Raw genomic sequence first — 19,140 nt, 5'->3', positions numbered from 1 at the left:
CGCCGGCATGGCGCCGGCGCCGGAGGGACGGGGCCGCGCAGAGGCTGGTGAACACGCGACCACGATGACGGCAGTGAACATGACGGCAGTGACCGCGATGACGGCAGTGAACATGACGGCAGTGACCGCGATGACGGCGGTGGGATGGCGGCGGCTGAGAGACCGGGCTCGGCTCGGCTCGTTCGCGCTGCCCGGCAGTCCAGGCTGATCGTTCCTGTCGCTCCGGTCATGATGGGGCGGGTGTGTCGGCGAAGGTGTACCGCGTGGTGGGCGCGGGGGAGGAGCGGGTCGTGCGGGTGGCGTTCGTGCTGGGCACCACGTCCGGGGGGACAGGACGGCATGTCCTGATGCTCGTCGAAGGGCTGGTGCGGCGGGGCCACCAGGTGCTCGTCGTGGGGCCGCGCAGCGTCGAGGAGCAGTTCGGGTTCGCGGCGGCAGGGGCCAGGTTCGCGGAGGTCGCCGTCTCCGACCGGCCTCGACCGGCGGGCGACCTGCGCGCGGTGCTCGCCGTCCGGCGGCTGACGCGCGGCGCGGACGTCGTGCACGCCCACGGCCTGCGCGCCGGCGCCCTCGCCGCCCTCGCCCTGCGCCCGTCCGCGCCGGCGCGCCTGCTCCTCGGCGCGTCCCGCACGCATGGCCCGGTCTCGCCCGGTACGGATCGCCCGGTCTCGCCCGGTACGGCCCCGGGTGGTGACTCCGTGTCCGCTGGTGCCGCCGGTGTGGGTGGTGTGGCTGCGGAGGGGGCCGGGCCAGGCGGGTTCGAAGGGGAGCGCGGTCGTTCGTACGGTGCGGGCCGGTCCGGGTGGGGGAGGGGGCGGCTGGTGGTGACGTTGCACAACGCGCTCACCGCCGGTGGTTTCGTGGGCTTCGTGTACGGCGTCCTGGAGCGGGTCGTCGCCGGGGCGGCCGATCACGTCCTGGTGGTGTCGCCCGACCTGGGCGAGCGGATGGCGGCGCTGGGGGCGCGCGACGTACGCGCGGCCGTGGTGCCCGCGCCCCCGCTGAGGCCGGCCAGGCGCACCCCGGCGGAGGTCAGGGCCGAGCTGGGCGCGGGGGAGCGGCCGGTGCTGCTCACCCTCGCCAGGCTCGCCCAGCAGAAGGGCCTCGAAACCCTGCTCGACGCCGCCGCCGGGCCCTGGCCCACGGCGGAGGGCGGCCCGGAGGCGCCGCCGCTGTTCGTCGTCGCCGGAGAGGGGCCGCTGCGGGGGGCGCTGGAGGCGCGCATCGCGGCCGAGCGACTGCCCGTGGTGCTGCTGGGCAGCCGCGACGACGTCCCCGACCTGCTCGCCGCCGCCACCGCCGTGGTCATGCCGAGCCGGTGGGAGGGGCAGCCGCTCAGCCTGAGCGAGACGCTCATGGCGGGCAGGCCGGTGATCGCCTCCGCCGTGGGCGGCATCCCTGACATGGTGGGCGACGGCGGGATCCTCGTGCCGTACGGCGACGTCGAGGGCCTGCGCCGGGCCGTACGCGACGTCGTGGGCGATCCGGCGACGGCGGCGCGGCTGGCCGGAGCGGCGGCGCGGCGCGGACGGGAGCTCCCGGACGGTGACCAGGCCGTCGGCAGCGTGCTCGACGTGTATGCCCGGCCTGTTCCAACGGACGATTAGGTCGCGTCAAAGCGTTCTCGTATACTGCGTGGGTTAGGGAGGGGAGTATCCCTTCGCGGCAGCCTCGTCATCACGGTTCGCCCCGCTCCACGGGGCCCCCGGGGCTGCCGGTCCGCGGGTTGCCGTGGGCGGGAGAGACCTCCGGCGCTGAAGCATGCATGCCGGAGGTTTGACGTGAGCGTACCCATGTGGGCCTGGATCGCCGTGATCGGCGGTCTCCTTGTCGTCCTGGCCGTAGACCTCTGGATCGTCGACCGCGGCGAGGCGCGGGAGTTCTCGATGCGCCAGGCCGGGTACTGGGTCACCTTCTACGTGGCGCTGGCGGTCGTCTTCGGCGGGGTGCTGTGGGGTGTCTTCGGCGCCGGCAAGGCCGGGGAGTTCTTCGCGGGCTACATCACCGAGTACAGCCTGAGCGTCGACAACCTCTTCATCTTCTTCATCATCATGAGCCGGTTCGCGGTGCCGCGGGCCTACCAGCACAAGGTGCTGCTCGTCGGCATCCTGCTCGCGCTCGTCATGCGCGGCGTGTTCATCGCGCTCGGCGCGGCGGCGCTCGAGCGGTTCAGCTGGTTGTTCTACGTGTTCGGCGCGTTCCTCGTCTACACGGCGGTCAACCTGATCCGCGAGCACCTGAAGGACGAGGAGGAGGAGTTCAACGAGAACCTCCTGCTCCGCTGGGTTCGCCGGGCCTTCCCCACCACCGAGGGGTACGTCGGCTCCAAGGTGACCGTGAAGATCGACGGCCGGCGCATGGTCACCCCGATGCTCATCGTCATGGTCGCGATCGGCACCACCGACCTGCTGTTCGCGCTCGACTCGATTCCCGCGATCTTCGGGCTCACCAAGGACTCCTTCATCGTCTTCACCGCCAACGCATTTGCCCTGATGGGGCTGCGTCAGCTTTACTTCCTGCTGGGCGGGCTGCTACAGCGGCTGGTCTACATCAGCTACGGCCTCGCGTTCATCCTGGGGTTCATCGGGGTTAAGCTGATATTGGAGGCGTTGCACGCCAGCGGGGTCTCCTGGGCGCCTGAAATCCCCATCTGGGTGTCGCTCACGATCATCGGTGCCACCATGGTGATCACTACGGTGGCGAGCCTGATCAACGCGCGGCTGACGAGCTCCAAGGGCGAGGAAACCCAGCCGGAGCAGGTCTAGCGCAGCGGCTTTCGAGGCGCTTTGCTTGTCTGGTCGTGCCGTGTCATAGTGGCGAGCCGCGTAACAGCACGGCAAAGCGCCTAGTCCAGTCACCACCAAAGGTTGTACGTGTCAGACGATTCTGCTAAGTCGAGCCGCGTCAGGCTCGCGCGCGGGGTCTCCCCGTGGCTCCTCCCGACGGCGGCCGCGGCGGCCGCCACCGCGCTCATGACCGGCAGGGACCGGCGTTGGGCGCTCGCGGCAGTGCCCCTCGGCGCGCTCACCGGAGGCATGCTCTGGTTCTTCCGCGACCCCGACCGGGTTCCCGGTGAGGGGCGGATCCTGTCGCCGGCCGACGGTGTCGTCCAGAGCATCGATCCCTGGCCGGACGGCCGCACCCGGGTCGCGATCTTCATGAGCCCGTTGAACGTTCACGTCAACAGGGCGCCAGTTGCGGGAAATGTCGCATCCGTGCAGCATGTGGCAGGTGGGTTCCTGCCGGCGTTCAACAAGGACAGCGACCAGAACGAGCGCGTGGTGTGGCATTTCGACACCGCGCTCGGCGACATCGAGATGGTGCAGATCGCGGGCGCCGTGGCGCGCAGGATCGTGCCGTACGTGAGCCCCGGGGTGAAGGTCGCGCAGGGCGAGCGGGTCGGGTTGATCAGGCTCGGCTCCAGGGTCGACACCTACCTTCCCGAAGGGATCTCCCCCGCGGTGACCGTGGGCGAGAAGACGGTTGCGGGGGTGACCAGAATTGACCACGGCTGACGCCGGCAGTTGGCAGGCCGAGGGAGAGGAACCACGGGGTCCGGTCGGCAAGGCGTTCCGCCTGTCGGCGGCCGACTCGCTGTCGCTGGGCAACGCCATCTGCGGCTTCCTGGCCGTGTGCGTGCTGGCCTACTCGGCCTTCCAGCAGATCAAGGACGGTCACTTCACGCCGCAGCCCAGCCACTTCGCCACCGCGGTGGTGCTGCTGCTCATCGGCGCCACCTGTGACCTGTTCGACGGGCTCGTCGCGCGGCGCTTCCGCGCCTCGGCGATGGGCGCCGAGCTCGACAACCTCGCCGACGTCATCAGCTTCGGCTTCGCGCCCGCCTTCATGGTCGTCGTCTGGGGTGGTTTCACCGACCAGGTGCCGTTCACGGCGGTGCTGGGCGTCGCGGCGGCCGTGCTGGTCGCGGGCGTCGTCCGCCTGGCCAGGTTCGCCTGCGTCAAGACCAAGAGCGGCGACTTCATGGGCCTGCCCATCCCCATGGGCGCCATGACGGTGATCTCCATCGTGCTGCTGTTCCAGCCCAGCATCTGGGCCCTGATGGGCATGCTCGGCGTGGCCTGGCTGATGGTGAGCCGCATCGAGTACCCGAAGCCGAAGGGGCAGCTCGCGGCGGTCGTCCTCGGGTGGATTATGGTGAATGTGGCGTTCCTCACCTTCTGGGTCGCCTGGCCTGAGGGTGGCGACATGCCGATCAAGATCGGTGCCAGCATGCAGATCGCGCTCGTCGCGGCGATCCCGCTGCGGATGCTCTTCTACAAGCGGGAGCAGCGCCGGGAAGCTGCCGAGCGAATCAGCCACTGACGCGATTTTTCGTCTCATATCGGCTTTGATGGAGGCATGGCAGTAACGCCACGCGAGCACACGCGCACGTACTTCCTCGGCAAGCTGGCCGTGGAACTGGAGCAGCGCGGGCTTGAGGTGACCCTGCGGTCGTACCCGCCCGCGCTGCGCATCAGCGATCCGGACGCGGCGATGCTGGCCGAGACCATCGACTGCGTGCCGCTCGCCGAGGGCTGGTTCTACCGCTGGTCCTGGGGGGACCTGGTCGGCAGCGCCGACGATCCCGGCACCGCCGCCGACCGCGTCGTCCGTGTCCTGGCCCGCCGCGCCGACCACCCCTAGCAGCACTCCGCGTACGGCTCGGCGACACACACGCCGAGCCGTGTACACACCGCCCAGCCACCGGCAGGCCGTCGGCGGGCTCCAGTCAGAGGCGGGCGGCGGCTCCCGTGCTCACCAGCCTCTCGCCTTCCACTCCGCCAGGTGCGGGCGCTCGGCGCCGAGCGTGGTGTCCTTGCCGTGGCCCGGGTACACCCAGGTGCCGTCGGGCAGCCGGTCGAAGACGCGCTCCACCACGTCGGTGTAGAGCCGCTCGAACCGCTCCGCGTCCTTCCAGGTGTTGCCCACCCCTCCGGGGAACAGCGAGTCGCCGGTGAACAGGTGCTGCCCGGCCTCCTCACCGCCGTCGTACAGCAGCGCGATCGAGCCGGGCGTGTGGCCGCGCAGGTGGATGACCTCCAGGGTGACCACGCCGACGGTGAGCCTGTCGCCGTGCTCCACGGTGCGGTGGACGGCGATGGGCAACCCCGGGGCGTCGAGCGGGTGGGCGATCACCTGGGCGCCCGTGACCTTCGCCACCTGCTCCAGCGCCTGCCAGTGGTCGCCGTGCTGGTGGGTGGTGACGATCGTGCTGATGGGCCGGTCGCCGATCAGGGCGAGCAGGCGGTCGGGTTCGGCCGCCGCGTCGATGAGCAGGCCGTCGCCGGTGTCGGTGCAGCGCAGCAGGTAGGCGTTGTTGTCGTACGGGCCGACCGCGAGCTTGGAGACGGTCAGCTTCGGCAGTTCGCGCACATCGGCGGGGCCGCCGACCTGGACGTCGCCTGTGTACGTCATGGGTAGTCCTCTGGTGGCGTCGCGGGCAGATCAGCGGGGGCGGGCAGGGCCGGCCACGGCGGCGGCACGGGGAGCCCTGCTCCCTCGCCGCCCCGCGCCTCCGACTGCCCCAGCGGCACCACACTAATCCCCTCGCCCCCGGACCTGCCGGTGAGCCAGGCCAACAGGTCGGCGGGTTCGCCCTGCACGGCGGGGCCGGCGCCGAGGCCGGTCCACGTCCGGGTCACCCGGCCGCCCGGCCCGAGCAGGCGCACCTCGCCGACCTGGCTCGCGGCGGGCCGCCAGCAGGCGACGCAGTCGTGGAGCTCGCGCAGGACGAACGGCTCCGTCCAGTCGGAGGGGCCGTACCCGGCGGCGAGGTCGACGTGGTGGAGGCCCACCTCGCGCAGCCGGCGCACGAGCAGGTACCAGGCGGGGTGCGGCGGCGGGCCCATGCCCTCGACCGTCGCGCTCCAGGCGTCCTCGGGCAGGTGGTGGAACGCGGCGGCCAGCCGGCTCGCGCTGTCCTCCAGGTCGGCCAGGTGCTCGGCGGCCGGGCGCCCGCTCAGCGCCTCGATCTCGGCGCTGCGGGCGGCGAACGTCGGGTACTGGGGCGTCCTGACCCCGGTGCGGGCCCAGGTGAGCAGGTTCAGGTGGGAGTCGGCGTTCCTCGCGACGTGGGCGAGGACGTGGCCTCTCGTCCAGCCGGGCAGCAGCGAGGGGGCGGCGACGTCGGCGTCGGACAGGGACGCGGCGGTGGCCAGCAACTGGTTGGTCGCCGAGGCCAGCTCGGCCTGGAGTACGGTGAGCACGCTCATGTCGGCCCATTCCATCATCCGGCAGGGCCGCGATCGCATCGGGCATAAAACCGCAGGCCAGACGGTTGACCACGGAAAGACCACCTGCCGGGGTGGGAGTTGCACGTAACCTGAGAGGGACGGATTTTCGGGGGCCGGAGTCCGGGTCCGCCGAAACTGTCGGAGCCCCCGTCTACCATCCCCCGTGGACCTATCCGCATTTCGACTTCCGGGATCGCCGTGGCAGACCGCCTGATCGTGCGTGGTGCACGAGAACACAACCTCAAGGACGTCTCGCTCGACCTGCCGCGAGACTCTCTGATCGTTTTCACCGGCCTGTCCGGCTCGGGCAAGTCCAGCCTGGCCTTCGACACGATCTTCGCCGAGGGCCAGCGGCGCTACGTCGAGTCCCTGTCGGCGTACGCCCGCCAGTTCCTGGGGCAGATGGACAAACCCGACGTCGACTTCATCGAGGGCCTCTCCCCGGCGGTCTCCATCGACCAGAAGGCCACGAGCAAGAACCCCCGCTCGACTGTCGGCACCATCACCGAGGTCTACGACTACCTGCGCCTGCTGTGGGCCCGCATCGGCAAGCCGCACTGCCCGGTGTGCCGCCGCCCCATCGCCAGGCAGACCCCGCAGCAGATCGTCGACCGCGTGATGGACCTCCCCGAGGGCACCCGCTTCCAGGTGCTCGCGCCCGTCATCAGGGGCCGCAAGGGCGAGTACACCGAGCTGTTCCGCGAGCTGCAGACCAAGGGTTACGCGCGGGCACGCGTCGACGGCACGGTCGTGCGCCTGGAGGAGCCGCCCGCGCTGAAGAAGTACGAGAAGCACGACATCGAGGTCATCGTCGACCGGCTGTCGGTCAAGGAGTCGTCGCGGCGCAGGCTCACCGACTCGGTGGAGACCGCCCTGCAGTTGTCCGGCGGCACGATCACGCTCGAGTTCGTCGACCTGGCCGAGGACGACCCCAACCGCGAGCGCTTCTACTCCGAGCACCTCTACTGCCCGTACGACGACCTGTCGTTCGAGGAGCTGGAGCCGCGCTCGTTCTCCTTCAACTCCCCGTACGGCGCCTGCCCCGAGTGCACCGGCCTCGGCACGAAGATGGAGGTCGACCCCGACCTGGTCGTGCCCGACCCCGAGCGCACGCTCGGCGAGGGCGCGCTCCACCCCTGGTCGGGCGGCCACACGAGCGAGTACTTCGTCAGGCTGATCGAGGCGCTCGGGCTCGCGATGGGCTTCGGCCTCGACACGCCGTGGGAGAAGCTGCCGAAGAAGGCGCAGAAGTCGCTGCTGTACGGCCACGACGAGCAGGTGCACGTCCGCTACAGCAACCGCTACGGCCGCCAGCGCTCCTACTACACCACCTACGACGGCGTCATCCCCTGGGTGCAGCGCCGGCACGCCGAGGCCGAGAGCGACTCCACGCGCGAGCGCTTCGAGGGCTACATGCGGGAGATCCCGTGCCCGGCCTGCAAGGGCGCCAGGCTCAAGCCGGTCACGCTGGCCGTCACGGTCGCCGACAGGTCGATCGCCGACGTGTCGGCCATGTCCATCGGCGAGTGCGCGCGCTTCCTCGGCGACCTGACGCTGTCCGACCGCGACATGCACATCGCCGAGCGGGTGGTCAAGGAGATCAACGCCAGGCTGGGCTTCCTGCTCGACGTCGGCCTCGACTACCTCACGATGGACCGCGCCGCCGCCACGCTGGCGGGCGGCGAGGCGCAGCGCATCAGGCTGGCCACGCAGATCGGCTCCGGCCTCGTCGGCGTCCTGTACGTGCTCGACGAGCCGTCCATCGGCCTGCACCAGCGCGACAACATGCGCCTGCTCGACACCCTGATCAGGCTGCGCGACATGGGCAACACGCTCATCGTGGTCGAGCACGACGAGGACACCATCGCCGCCGCCGACTGGGTGGTCGACATCGGGCCGGGCGCGGGCGAGCACGGCGGCCAGGTCGTCGTGTCCGGCACCGTCCAGGACCTCCTGTCCAGCGAGGAGTCGCTGACCGGCCAGTACCTGTCCGGGCGCAGGAGCATCCCGATCCCCGCCGCGCGCCGCAAGCGCGACAGGAAGCGGCAGATCACCGTGAAGGGCGCGCGCGAGCACAACCTGAAGGGCGTCGACATCGACTTCCCGCTGGGCGTGTTCACGGCGGTCACCGGCGTGTCGGGGTCGGGCAAGTCCACGCTGGTCAACGACATCCTGTACAGCGCGCTGGCGAAGGAGCTCAACGGCGCGCGCACCGTGCCGGGCAGGCACTCGCGCATCAACGGCATCGACCAGGTCGACAAGGTCGTGCACGTCGACCAGTCGCCCATCGGCCGCACGCCGCGCTCCAACCCCGCCACCTACACCGGGGTGTTCGACCACGTCCGCAAGCTGTTCGCGGCCACCACCGAGGCGAAGGTCCGCGGCTACCAGCCCGGCCGGTTCAGCTTCAACGTCAAGGGCGGGCGCTGCGAGGCGTGCGCGGGCGACGGCACCATCAAGATCGAGATGAACTTCCTGCCCGACGTCTACGTCCCCTGCGAGGTGTGCCACGGCGCCCGCTACAACAGGGAGACACTGGAGGTCCACTACAAGGGCAAGACGATCTCCGAGGTCCTCGACATGCCGATCGAGGAGGCGCTGGGCTTCTTCGACGCGATCCCGGCGATCAAGCGCCACCTGCAGACCCTGCACGACGTCGGCCTCGGCTACGTCCGGCTCGGCCAGCCCGCCACCACGCTGTCGGGCGGCGAGGCGCAGCGCGTCAAGCTCGCCTCCGAACTGCAGCGGCGGCAGACCGGGCGCACGATCTACGTCCTGGACGAGCCCACCACCGGCCTGCACTTCGAGGACATCCGCAGGCTGCTCGGCGTGCTCGGGCGGCTCGTCGACGGCGGCAACACAGTGATCGTCATCGAGCACAACCTCGACGTCATCAAGACGGCCGACTGGATCATCGACATGGGGCCGGAGGGCGGCTCCCGCGGCGGCACCCTGGTCGCGGCGGGCACGCCGGAGGAGGTGGCGCTCGTGGAGGAGAGCCACACCGGCCGCTTCCTGCGCAAGATACTCGGGGTCTGACGGCCCGTCCCGCCGGCCGGGGCGGCGATGCCGCGCGTCCCGGCCGGCGGTCCGGCTGCCAAGGCGGCGATGCCGCGCGTCCCGGTCGGCGGTCTGGCTGCCAAGGCGGCGATGCCGCGCGTCCCGGTCGGCGGTCTGGCTGCCAAGGCGGCGATGCCGCGCGTCCCGGTCGGCGGTCCGGCTACCGAGGCGGCGATGCCGCGCGTCCCGGTCGGTTCCCGGCTGCCGGACCCTGGAGCCCGGCTGGTGAGATCCGGGCTCCGGCGGGCACGCGGGGCCGGGGCGAGGCCGTCCCGAGCCGTGCCGGTCAGGGGGTCGGGACGCGGCGGCGGCGCCTGGCGGCGTCCCCGCGCTCCAGCCACCACTCGGCCAGCAGCAGCGGCAGCACCCAGCCCAGCCACGAGCTGAGCGCGGCCACCGTGCTCCCCAGCAACGCCTCGTCCCCGTGGAAGGTGGTGCCGAGCTGCGGCCACAGCGCGACGGTGAACACCGCGCCCCACAGCCGGTTGGTGACGATCGACATCGTCAGGGCGAAGCTGCGCACCATCCACCTGCGGTGGTCGGCGTACCTCCGCTGCCTGGCCATCCGCCAGCCCGCGTACGTGCAGCCGATCCACAGCAGCGCGAGCACGACGTGGCTGGCCCGCGCGACCGGCCCGAACGGCGTGGCCAGGCCCACCACCAGCCCGAGCGCGCCGCCCGGCAGGCAGCCGCCGAACACGTACGCGCGGCCGAGCAGCCGGTGCGCCCTGGGGTGGCGGCGCCGGAACCACGGCCACACCTGCAGGCAGCAGGTCACCATGGCGACGGAGCCGAAGACGACGTGCAGGGAGAGCACCGCGAAGTGCGGGGGGAAGGACTCCGGCGCGGGCACCCGTGACGCGGCGGGGTCCAGTGACAGGTACGGCGGCAGCGAGAAGGCGACGAACGCGATCGCCACCACCGCGAGCGGGGCCACCCAGGGCCGCCGCCACCAGCGGCGGCGGGGCGAAGGACCGGCGGCGGGACGGGCGGGGTTCGTGGTGAGGGTCATGCGGTGAGCGTCGCGCGGGCCGCTGACCGATCGCCTACCACCCGCTGACCGGACCGACGGGTACCGCCCCTAAAGTTGAAGCACTGCGGACGGCCTGCAGGGGGTCGGCGGCGACGCGGAGGGTCGGGGACCATCATGACGCTTACTGAGCCGGGCGCAGCCATGCCCGGAAACGGCACGCGAGGCTGCGGCGGGCCGGCACGGCGCGAGGTGCTGGGGGCGGCGGGCGTGGCGGTCTGCGGCCTGGCGCTCGCCGGGTGCGGCAGCGCGAGCGCCGGGCCGACGCAGGCCTCGGGCATCAAGGGCAAGGTCATCGCCAAGACGGCCGACGTGCCGGTGGGCGGCGGCGTGCTGGTCGACGAGTGGAAGATCGTGGTGACGCAGCCGTCGCAGGGCGTCTACAAGGCGTACAGCGCGATCTGCACGCACAAGGGCTGCACGGTCGGCACTCCCGAGGACAACGTCATCACCTGCGCCTGCCACGGCAGCGAGTTCGCCGCCGACAGCGGCAAGCCCACCAAGGGCCCGGCCACCGCGCCGCTGACGGCCTACCAGGTCAAGGTCGAGGGCGACGGCATCGTGGTGGCCTGAACCGCCGCCACGGCGCCGATTCCCGATCGGTCTCGCATGCGCTGAACCGGCGCCCGGCGGCGGGCGTACCTCTAGGCGGAACCAGACCTGGGAGGACGCACCATGACGGAAAAGACGCGCCGGGCGGTGGTGCTGGGCGCCGGAGGCGCCGGGCTCGCGGCGGTCCTGACGGCCTGCGCGAGCTACGGCACGACGGCCACGCAGGCGGAGCAGGCGCCCGCGCAGGGGCAGGAGCCCGCGGGGGAGCAGACCTCGGGCGCCCCGCACAAGAAGAAGCAGCAGAAGAAGGCCAGGGCGCTGGCCGACGTCAACGAGATCCCCACGGGCGGCGGCAAGGTCTTCGAACGCGAGAAGATCGTCGTGACGCAGCCGGTGGAGGGCGAGTTCAAGGCGTTCACGGCGGTCTGCACGCACGCGGGCTGCACGGTCGCGAGCGTCTCCAACGGCACGATCAACTGCCCGTGCCACGGCAGCAAGTTCAAGATCGAGGACGGCTCGGTCGCGCGCGGCCCCGCCGGCGCCCCGCTGGAGGAGAAGAAGATCAGCGTGGACGGCGACACGATCAGGCTGGCCTGAGCCGTCTCATGAAATTCTCAGCCGGGTGCGGTTGGGTGTCCGCATGGGAGATGACCTCACGCGTCGCAGGACAGTGATCGCGGGCGTCGGGGCGAGCGGACTGGCGCTCGCGCTCACGGCCTGCGGCGGCACCGACACGGCCGGCAGCGCGACCGGCTCGTCCACCGCCTCTGCCACGGCCCCCACGGCGGGGTCGGGCGGCACCGGCTCGGCCCAGCCGGGCGCCGGGCAGGGCGCCGGGCAGGGCGCGCTCGCCACCACCGCCGACATCCCCGTCGGCGGCGGCACGGTCTTCAAGGAGCAGAAGGTCGTGGTGACGCAGCCGACGGCCGGGCAGTTCAAGGCGTTCAGCGCGGTGTGCACGCACCGCGGATGCGTCGTCGCGGCCGTGGCCGAGGGGCTGATCGGCTGCCCGTGCCACGGCAGCAAGTTCAAGATCGAGGACGGCTCCGTCGCGAACGGGCCCGCCGACAAGCCGCTGCCCGAGCAGCAGATCAAGGTGGAAGGCGACCAGATCACCCTCGCCTGAGCCTGCCGCCGCCCGTCCGCCCGGCGCCGTGCCCCACCGCCCGCGCCCCACCGCCCGCGCCGCACTGCCCGCGCCGCACTGCCCGCGTCGCACTGCCCGCGTCGCACTGCCCGCGTCGCACTGCCCGCGTCGCACTGCCCGCGTCGCACTGCTCGCGCCGTGCCGCGCTGCCCGGCGCGTGGCGCCCCGTCCGGCCTTCGGCGTCTTCCGCCGCGGGCGGGAGGGGCGGCGGGTGGCGGGCTTCGGGCCGGGGTCCGGTGGCCCTGCCGGGGTGTGCGCGGGGCCGTGGGCCCGGGGGCCGGGTGCGGGCTGGACGGGACTGCTTGTCGGTGCGGGCTATTAGGCTACGAGCGTGGCGAGAGCATCGGGCAGCCCCCTGAGTTTCCGGCCCCGACCGGGCTCGATCCCCGAGTCCCCCGGGGTCTACCGGTTCCGTGACGAGCACGGCCGGGTGATCTACGTGGGCAAGGCCAAGAGCCTGCGCCAGCGGCTGAACTCGTACTTCGCCGACTTCTCCGCGCTCCACCCGCGCACGCAGACGATGCTCACCACCGCCGCCGGCGTCGACTGGACGGTCGTGGCCACCGAGGTCGAGGCGCTGCAGCTCGAGTACTCCTGGATCAAGGAGTACGACCCGCGCTTCAACGTCAAGTACCGCGACGACAAGTCCTACCCGTACCTGGCCGTGACCATGGGCGAGGACTTCCCGCGGGTGCAGGTCATGCGCGGCGCCAAGCGGAAGGGCACCCGTTACTTCGGCCCGTACTCCCACGCGTGGGCCATCCGCGAGACGGTCGACCTGCTGCTGCGGGTCTTCCCGGTGCGTACGTGCAGCGCGGGCGTGTTCAAGCGGGCGGGGCAGATCGGCAGGCCGTGCCTGCTCGGCTACATCGACAAGTGCTCGGCCCCGTGTGTCGGCAGGGTGACCCCGGAGGAGCACCGCGCGCTGGCGGAGGACTTCTGCGACTTCATGGCGGGCAACACCGGCCGCTTCATCAAGCGGCTGGAGAAGGAGATGCGCGAGGCCGCCGGCGAGCAGGAGTACGAGCGCGCGGCCCGGCTGCGCGACGACATCCAGGCGCTGCAGCGCGCCCTGGAGAAGCAGGCGGTCGTGCTCGGCGAGGGCACCGACGCCGACGTCATCGCCCTGGCCGAGGACCCTCTGGAGGCGGCCGTCCAGGTCTTCTACGTCCGCGGCGGCCGCATCAGGGGCCAGCGGGGCTGGGTGGTCGACAAGGTCGAGGAGACCTCGCCCGGCGAGCTGGTCGAGCAGTTCCTGCTGCAGATGTACGCCGAGGCCAACGCCGAGTCGATGCCGCGCGAGGTGCTGGTGCCCGCGCTGCCGCCCGACTGCGACGCGGTGGCGGAGCTGCTGTCGGAGCAGCGCAGGGCCAGGGTCGAGGTGCGCGTGCCGCAGCGCGGCGACAAGAAGGCGCTCATGGAGACCGTCGAGCGCAACGCCAAGGAGTCTCTGGCCCAGCACAAGATCCGCCGCGCGAGCGACCTGACCACGCGCAGCAAGGCGCTGCAGGAGATCGCCGACGCCCTCGACCTCGACCAGGCGCCGCTGCGTATCGAGTGCTACGACGTCTCCCACCTGCAGGGCGAGAACGTGGTGGCGTCCATGGTGGTCTTCGAGGACGGCCTGGCCCGCAAGAGCGAGTACCGCCGCTTCGCGGTGAAGACCAAGGAGGGCGACGTCGCCTCGATCCACGAGGTGATCACCAGGAGGTTCCGCCGCTACCTGGAGGAGCGCTCGGCCACCGGGGAGCTCGCTCCCGACGACGACGACGGCCACGGGCCGATCGACCCGGAGACGGGCAGGCCGCGCAAGTTCGCCTACCCGCCGAACCTGGTCGTGGTCGACGGCGCGGGCCCGCAGGCGGCCGCGGCGCAGCGCGCGCTCGACGAGCTGGGCATCGACGACGTCGCGGTGTGCGGCCTGGCCAAGCGCCTGGAGGAGGTGTGGCTGCCGGGCGACGACCAGCCGGTGATCATGCCTCGTTCAAGCGAGGGTCTCTACCTCCTGCAACGTGTCCGCGACGAGGCGCACCGCTTCGCCATCACCTACCATCGGACCAAGAGGTCGAAGACTGTCAAGGAGAGCGTGCTCGACCAGGTGCCGGGGCTCGGTCCGGCACGCAGGCAGGCGCTGCTCAAGCACTTCGGCTCCGTCAAGAAGCTACGCGAGGCCACGACCGCCGAGATCTGCGAGGTTCCCGGCATCGGACCGTCCATCGCCGAGGTCATCGTGTCGAAGCTGAAGGGAGAGTCACCGTGAACACCCCGCAAGGGAGTGCCGGTGCCCAGGCCGGAGAGCGGCAGGCGGGGGGCGCCGATCCCGCCTTCGTCATCGTCACCGGCATGTCCGGTGCGGGACGCAGCACCGCAGCCAAGGCGCTGGAGGACCTCGGCTGGTTCGTCATCGACAATCTGCCGCCCGGCCTGCTGTTCGCCATGGCGGAGGAGGCGGGCAAGGTCAAGCTGGCCGCCGACAAGGTGGCGGCCGTCGTCGACGTGCGCAGCCTCGCCTTCACCACCGACCTCAACGCCGCCATCGAGGAGCTCGAGGGCCGCGGGGTGCGGGTGCGCGTGGTGTTCCTGGAGGCCAGCGACGAGGAGCTGGTGCGCAGGTTCGAGAACGTGCGCAGGCCCCACCCGCTGCAGGGCGAGGGCCGCCTGGTCGACGGCATCGCGCGCGAGCGCGGCATCCTGCGCGAGGTGCGGGCGAACGCCGACCTGGTGATCGACACCTCCTCGCACAACGTCCACGACCTGCGCAACAAGATCGTCGCGTACTTCGGCGGCGAGGACCGCCCGGGGCTGCGCGTCAACGTGGTGTCCTTCGGCTTCAAGTACGGCCTTCCCGTCGACGCCGACCTCGTCGTCGACTGCCGGTTCCTGCCCAACCCGCACTGGGTGCCCGAGCTGCGGCCGATGAACGGCCTCGACGCGGCGGTGCGTGACTACGTCCTCGGCCAGCCCGGGGCCAAGGAGTTCCTCGACGCGTACGAGGAGGTGCTGCGCGTCGTCGCGGCCGGGTACACCCGCGAGGGCAAGAGCTACGCCACGCTCGCGGTCGGCTGCACGGGCGGCAAGCACCGCAGCGTCGCGATGGCCGAGCAGGTGGCCGGGCGGCTGCGCGACCGCGGGATGGAGGTCCAGGTGAGCCACCGGGATGTGGGCCGGGAGTGATCCATGAACGCGCGGGCCGCGGCGGCGCGGCGCACCTCCCAGGCAAGGACGCCCAGGCCGGAGGGCCGCGGGTCGTCGCACTCGGCGGCGGCCACGGGCTGTACGCGTCGCTGTCGGCATTACGGATGGTCACCGGCCGGTTGACGGCCGTGGTCACGGTCGCCGACGACGGCGGCTCCAGCGGGCGGCTGCGCCGCGAGCTGGGCGTGCTGCCGCCGGGCGATCTGCGCATGGCGCTGGCCGCGCTGTGCGACGACGACGAGTGGGGCATCACCTGGAGCGAGGTCGTCCAGCACCGTTTCCGCAGCGAGGGCGAGCTGCACGGCCACGCGGTCGGCAACCTGCTGATCGTGGCGCTGTGGGAGCTGCTCGGCGACGCCGTGGCGGGCCTCGACTGGGTCGGGAGGCTGCTCGGCGCGCACGGCCGGGTGCTGCCGATGGCGTCGGTGCCGCTCGACATCGTGGCCGAGGTGGAGCTCGACGGCGTCGTCTCGACCGTGCGCGGGCAGGTGGCGTGCGCGCTCACGCCTGGCCGGGTGCTGTCGGTCTCGCTGGTGCCGGAGGACCCTCCTGCGCGTCCCGAGGCGGTGGCGGCGGTGCGCGACGCCGACTGGGTGGTGTTCGGGCCCGGGTCGTGGTTCACCAGCGTGCTGCCGCACCTCAAGGTGCCCGAGCTGGCCAGGGCCCTGCACGGGACGAAGGCCCGCAGGCTGGTCACGCTCAATCTGGCCCCGCAGCCGGGCGAGACCGACGACTTCTCCCCCCAGCAACACCTCGACGTGCTGCGTCAGCATGCGCCCGATCTGTCCATGGATGTGGTGCTCGCCGACACGCAGGTCGTGGACGACCACGACGCCCTGGAGAAGGCCGCGGCGGCGCTCGGCGCGCGCCTGGTGATCGCCGACGTGGCGGCCTCCGACGGCTCCCCCCGGCACGACCCACGACGTCTTGCCTCCGTCCTGGACGAGATTTTCCTCCAGAAGCGTTGATCCTGGTCGGCGTGGCGCGAAGGTGCGAGAGACTGGCGGGAGCCGGTCTGAATGGGGGAGGACTAACGCTTATGGCGATGACGGGTGTGGTGAAGGACGAGCTGAGCCGCCTTCCGGTGCTGAAGCCGTGCTGCCGCAAGGCGGAGGTGTCCACGCTGCTGCGGTTCGCGAGCGGCCTGCACCTGGTGGGCGGGCGCATCGTGATCGAGGCGGAGCTCGACACCAACGCCACCGCGCGGCGGCTGATCAAGGACATCGGCGAGGTGTTCGGCCACAAGGCCGAAGTGCTCGTGCTCGCGCCCGCCGGTCTGCGCAAGGGCTCGCGCTACGTCGTCCGCGTCTACCGTGACGGCGAGGCGCTCGCCCGGCAGACGGGCCTCATCGACAACCACGGCCGCCCGGTGCGCGGCCTGCCCCGCCAGGTGGTGGCGGGCGCGGCCTGCGACGCGGAGGCGGCCTGGCGGGGGGCGTTCCTGGCGCACGGCTCGCTGACCGAGCCGGGACGTTCGATGTCGCTGGAGGTCACCTGCCCCGGCCCGGAGGCCGCGCTCGCGCTCGTCGGCTCGGCCCGGCGGCTGAAGATCCACGCCAAGGCCCGCGAGGTGCGCGGCGTCGACCGCGTGGTGGTGCGCGACGGCGACGCCATCAGCGCCCTGCTCACCCGGCTCGGGGCGCACGACAGCGTCCTCGCCTGGGAGGAGCGGCGGATGCGCCGCGAGGTGCGCGCCACCGCCAACCGCCTGGCCAACTTCGACGACGCCAACCTGCGCCGTTCGGCCAGGGCCGCGGTCGCGGCCGGGGCCCGGGTGCAGCGCGCGCTGGAGATCCTCGGCGACGAGGCGCCCGAGCACCTGGTGGTGGCCGGGCGGCTGCGCGTGGAGCACAAGCAGGCGTCGCTGGAGGAGCTGGGCCAGATCGCCGACCCGCCGCTGACGAAGGACGCCATCGCCGGCCGCATCAGGCGGCTGCTCGCCATGGCCGACAAGCGGGCGGGCGACCTCGGCATCCCCAACACCGAGGCCAACCTGACCGTCGAGATGCTCGCCCCCTGACGCTCAGTCGCCCGCCGGCCTGCGGGGGGTGAACAGGTCGGCGGTGGGCTGCTGCACGGGCGCCTGCGCCGGTTCGAACGGGGCCCGGTACTCCGGCTCCTGCCCGGCCGGCGCGGCCTCCGCCGCGGTGCCCGTCGTGGTGTCCGCCACGGCGGCGCGGGCCTTGGCGCGGAGCCGGAGGGCGCGCAGGAGCACCAGCAGCAGGGGCACCAGGGCGGCGATTCCGAAGGCGAGCTGGGCCTGCCAGTTCGAGGTTATGGTCGGCCACAGTTCCCGTGCCGCCTCCGGCGTCCGTGTCCGCAGCAGGCCGAAGTCGAGCGGTGCCCGGCCGCCGCCCAGGACGAGGGGGGTCGCCGCCTCGACGACGATCAAGCCGAGTGCCAGCGCACCGGCGCCGTAACAGGCGGCCGCCCAGGGGAGCGCGAGACTGCGGGGCCTCACCAGCAGCATGGGCACGGCGACGAGGAGAGCTGTGAGGAGCGCCAGCGCGCACTGGAGGGGGAGACGCCCCCCGACATGCACGACGTTGTCCGGCAGCGCGGGCCAGGCGAAGTGGGCGAAGCCCACCAGACCGGCGGCGCCGAGCGGCAGGCCGACGACGAGGCCGGTGACGAGGCCGCGTAGCAGGCCGGACTTCGGGTGTGACATCTCAGCCCCCAGAGAATGCACGAATTTACTCCGACGAGTCGGGCACTTTACTCGAAGTGCACAAATCCTGCCTCGTGAACGCCCATACGCAGGGCGGGGGCTGACGTGGTCTAAACCAATTTGGGTCCGATAGTGTTCGTGGTGAGGTTTCAAGCCCGCCATCTGTTCGAGGAGATCGGTTTCCGTGAGCATTCGCGTAGGCGTCAACGGCTTCGGCCGCATCGGCCGCAACTTCTGGCGCGCTGTCGCCGCCAGCGGCAAGGACATCGAGATCGTCGCGGTCAACGACCTGACCGACAACGCGACGCTCGCCCACCTGCTGAAGTACGACAGCATCCTCGGCCGTCTGCCGTACGACGTGAAGGCCTCCAGCGACGAGATCACCGTCGACGGCAAGGCGATGAAGGTGTTCGAGGAGCGCGACCCGGCCAAGCTGCCGTGGGGCGACCTCGGGGTCGACGTGGTGGTGGAGTCCACGGGCCTGTTCACCGACGCCACCAAGGCCAAGGTGCACGCCGACAACGGCGCCAAGAAGGTCATCATCTCCGCCCCGGCGAAGAACGAGGACGTCACCATCGTCATGGGCGTCAACCATGGCGACTACGACCCCTCCAACCACACCGTCATCTCCAACGCCTCCTGCACCACCAACTGCCTGGCGCCGATGGCCAAGGTCATCCACGACACCTTCACCATCGAGAAGGGTCTGATGACGACCATCCACGCGTACACGCAGGACCAGAACCTGCAGGACGGCCCGCACAAGGACCTCCGCCGCGCCCGCGCCGCCGCGCTCAACGTGGTGCCCACCTCCACCGGCGCCGCCAAGGCCATCGGCCTGGTCCTGCCCGAGCTGAAGGGCAAGCTCGACGGCTTCGCCATGCGCGTGCCGATCCCCACCGGCTCGGCCACCGACCTCACGGTCGACGTCAGCCGCGAGGTCACCGTCGACGAGGTCAACGCCGCGGTCAGGGCGGCGGCCGAGGGCCCGCTCAAGGGCATCCTCAGCTACACCGAGGACCCGATCGTCTCCTCCGACATCGTCACCGACCCGGCCTCGTGCATCTTCGACGCCGGCCTCACCAAGGTCATCGGCAACCAGGTCAAGGTCGTCGGCTGGTACGACAACGAGTGGGGCTACTCCAACCGTCTCGTCGACCTGATCGAGCTGGTGGGCCGCGACCTCTGATGGAGCTGCTGACGCGGCGGGGCGCGCGGTCCGCGCGCCCCGCGGGAACGGGAGCACGGGCATGAC

At 71.6% G+C, this 19,140-nt stretch carries 18 protein-coding genes; 14 read left to right on the top strand and 4 right to left on the bottom strand.

Translation table 11 applies throughout. The features are described from left to right. Positions 1 to 242 precede the first annotated feature (242 nt). The 5 genes from BMX74_RS19710 to BMX74_RS19690 all read left to right on the top strand — a co-directional run bounded on the left by BMX74_RS19710 (position 243) and on the right by BMX74_RS19690 (position 4,644). A complete protein-coding gene (locus BMX74_RS19710) occupies positions 243 to 1,607 on the top strand; it encodes a glycosyltransferase family 4 protein (protein ID WP_256257029.1) in 1,365 nt (454 codons plus the stop codon). Between the two features lie 174 nt (positions 1,608 to 1,781). Next, entirely contained in the window at positions 1,782 to 2,765 is a 984-nt protein-coding gene (locus tag BMX74_RS19705; RefSeq protein ID WP_082534545.1) for a TerC family protein, read from the top strand. A 108-nt stretch (positions 2,766 to 2,873) separates the two neighbouring features. Beyond that, positions 2,874 to 3,515 carry a phosphatidylserine decarboxylase gene (locus BMX74_RS19700; RefSeq protein WP_177227428.1) on the top strand — a complete coding sequence of 214 codons (642 nt, stop codon included), beginning with the start codon at positions 2,874 to 2,876 and terminating at the stop codon, positions 3,513 to 3,515. Continuing rightward, positions 3,502 to 4,323 carry a CDP-diacylglycerol--serine O-phosphatidyltransferase gene (gene pssA / locus BMX74_RS19695; RefSeq protein ID WP_055500904.1) on the top strand — a complete coding sequence of 274 codons (822 nt, stop codon included), beginning with the start codon at positions 3,502 to 3,504 and terminating at the stop codon, positions 4,321 to 4,323. Before BMX74_RS19700 ends, pssA begins: the two co-directional genes overlap by 14 nt. Before the next feature lie 36 nt (positions 4,324 to 4,359). After that, positions 4,360 to 4,644, top strand: coding sequence for a hypothetical protein (locus tag BMX74_RS19690; RefSeq protein ID WP_055500905.1), 285 nt, complete (start codon positions 4,360 to 4,362; stop codon positions 4,642 to 4,644). A 111-nt stretch (positions 4,645 to 4,755) separates the two neighbouring features. Here BMX74_RS19690 and BMX74_RS19685 read toward each other — a convergent pair whose 3' ends face one another. Both BMX74_RS19685 and BMX74_RS19680 read right to left on the bottom strand, forming a co-directional pair. Beyond that, a complete protein-coding gene (locus BMX74_RS19685; RefSeq protein WP_091101975.1) occupies positions 4,756 to 5,415 on the bottom strand; it encodes an MBL fold metallo-hydrolase in 660 nt (219 codons plus the stop codon). Continuing rightward, the gene (locus tag BMX74_RS19680) at positions 5,412 to 6,212 is read right to left on the bottom strand and encodes a maleylpyruvate isomerase family mycothiol-dependent enzyme (protein WP_055500907.1); all 801 of its coding nucleotides are present in this window, start codon (positions 6,210 to 6,212) and stop codon (positions 5,412 to 5,414) included. The genes BMX74_RS19685 and BMX74_RS19680 overlap by 4 nt, the downstream gene beginning before the upstream one ends. A gap of 219 nt (positions 6,213 to 6,431) precedes the next feature. Here BMX74_RS19680 and uvrA point away from each other — a divergent pair, with 219 nt between their 5' ends. Beyond that, on the top strand, positions 6,432 to 9,272 hold the full coding sequence (uvrA, locus tag BMX74_RS19675) for an excinuclease ABC subunit UvrA (RefSeq protein ID WP_055500908.1): 2,841 nt from the start codon (positions 6,432 to 6,434) through the stop codon (positions 9,270 to 9,272). Positions 9,273 to 9,579: 307 nt separating this feature from the next. Here uvrA and BMX74_RS19670 read toward each other — a convergent pair whose 3' ends face one another. Next, positions 9,580 to 10,305 (bottom strand): DUF2306 domain-containing protein, encoded by a 726-nt coding sequence (locus tag BMX74_RS19670; RefSeq protein WP_055500909.1) that lies wholly within the window; start codon positions 10,303 to 10,305, stop codon positions 9,580 to 9,582. Between the two features lie 135 nt (positions 10,306 to 10,440). On the opposite strand from BMX74_RS19670, the gene BMX74_RS19665 reads away from it, so the two are divergent. The 7 genes from BMX74_RS19665 (at position 10,441) to whiA (ending at position 17,237) form a co-directional block, all read left to right on the top strand. Next, a complete protein-coding gene (locus BMX74_RS19665; RefSeq protein WP_256257028.1) occupies positions 10,441 to 10,896 on the top strand; it encodes a Rieske (2Fe-2S) protein in 456 nt (151 codons plus the stop codon). Between the two features lie 102 nt (positions 10,897 to 10,998). Continuing rightward, on the top strand, positions 10,999 to 11,472 hold the full coding sequence (locus tag BMX74_RS19660) for a Rieske (2Fe-2S) protein (protein WP_055500911.1): 474 nt from the start codon (positions 10,999 to 11,001) through the stop codon (positions 11,470 to 11,472). Between the two features lie 43 nt (positions 11,473 to 11,515). Beyond that, positions 11,516 to 12,001: a Rieske (2Fe-2S) protein gene (locus tag BMX74_RS19655; RefSeq protein WP_091101974.1), complete on the top strand. Its 486-nt coding sequence runs from the start codon at positions 11,516 to 11,518 to the stop codon at positions 11,999 to 12,001. 376 nt (positions 12,002 to 12,377) lie between these two features. After that, positions 12,378 to 14,282, top strand: a complete 1,905-nt coding sequence (gene uvrC, locus BMX74_RS19650; RefSeq protein ID WP_091102037.1) for an excinuclease ABC subunit UvrC — start codon at positions 12,378 to 12,380, stop codon at positions 14,280 to 14,282. 71 nt (positions 14,283 to 14,353) lie between these two features. After that, entirely contained in the window at positions 14,354 to 15,196 is an 843-nt protein-coding gene (gene rapZ, locus BMX74_RS19645) for an RNase adapter RapZ (protein ID WP_143078697.1), read from the top strand. Next, on the top strand, positions 15,193 to 16,185 hold the full coding sequence (locus BMX74_RS19640; RefSeq protein ID WP_256257027.1) for a gluconeogenesis factor YvcK family protein: 993 nt from the start codon (positions 15,193 to 15,195) through the stop codon (positions 16,183 to 16,185). The genes rapZ and BMX74_RS19640 overlap by 4 nt, the downstream gene beginning before the upstream one ends. Positions 16,186 to 16,256: 71 nt before the next feature. After that, the gene (gene whiA, locus BMX74_RS19635; protein WP_055500913.1) at positions 16,257 to 17,237 is read left to right on the top strand and encodes a DNA-binding protein WhiA; all 981 of its coding nucleotides are present in this window, start codon (positions 16,257 to 16,259) and stop codon (positions 17,235 to 17,237) included. Between the two features lie 3 nt (positions 17,238 to 17,240). Here the strand turns inward: whiA and BMX74_RS19630 are convergent, their stop codons facing one another. Further along, positions 17,241 to 17,885, bottom strand: coding sequence for a hypothetical protein (locus BMX74_RS19630; protein ID WP_091101969.1), 645 nt, complete (start codon positions 17,883 to 17,885; stop codon positions 17,241 to 17,243). Between the two features lie 184 nt (positions 17,886 to 18,069). On the opposite strand from BMX74_RS19630, the gene gap reads away from it, so the two are divergent. After that, a complete protein-coding gene (gap, locus tag BMX74_RS19625; RefSeq protein WP_055500915.1) occupies positions 18,070 to 19,074 on the top strand; it encodes a type I glyceraldehyde-3-phosphate dehydrogenase in 1,005 nt (334 codons plus the stop codon). Positions 19,075 to 19,140: the final 66 nt, after the last annotated feature.

It is taken from the genome of Nonomuraea pusilla, from assembly GCF_900109355.1.
Lineage (GTDB): Bacteria > Actinomycetota > Actinomycetes > Streptosporangiales > Streptosporangiaceae > Nonomuraea > Nonomuraea pusilla.
The sequence above is the reverse complement of the archived record's forward strand: the minus strand, read 5'-3'. Positions and strand labels throughout refer to the sequence as shown.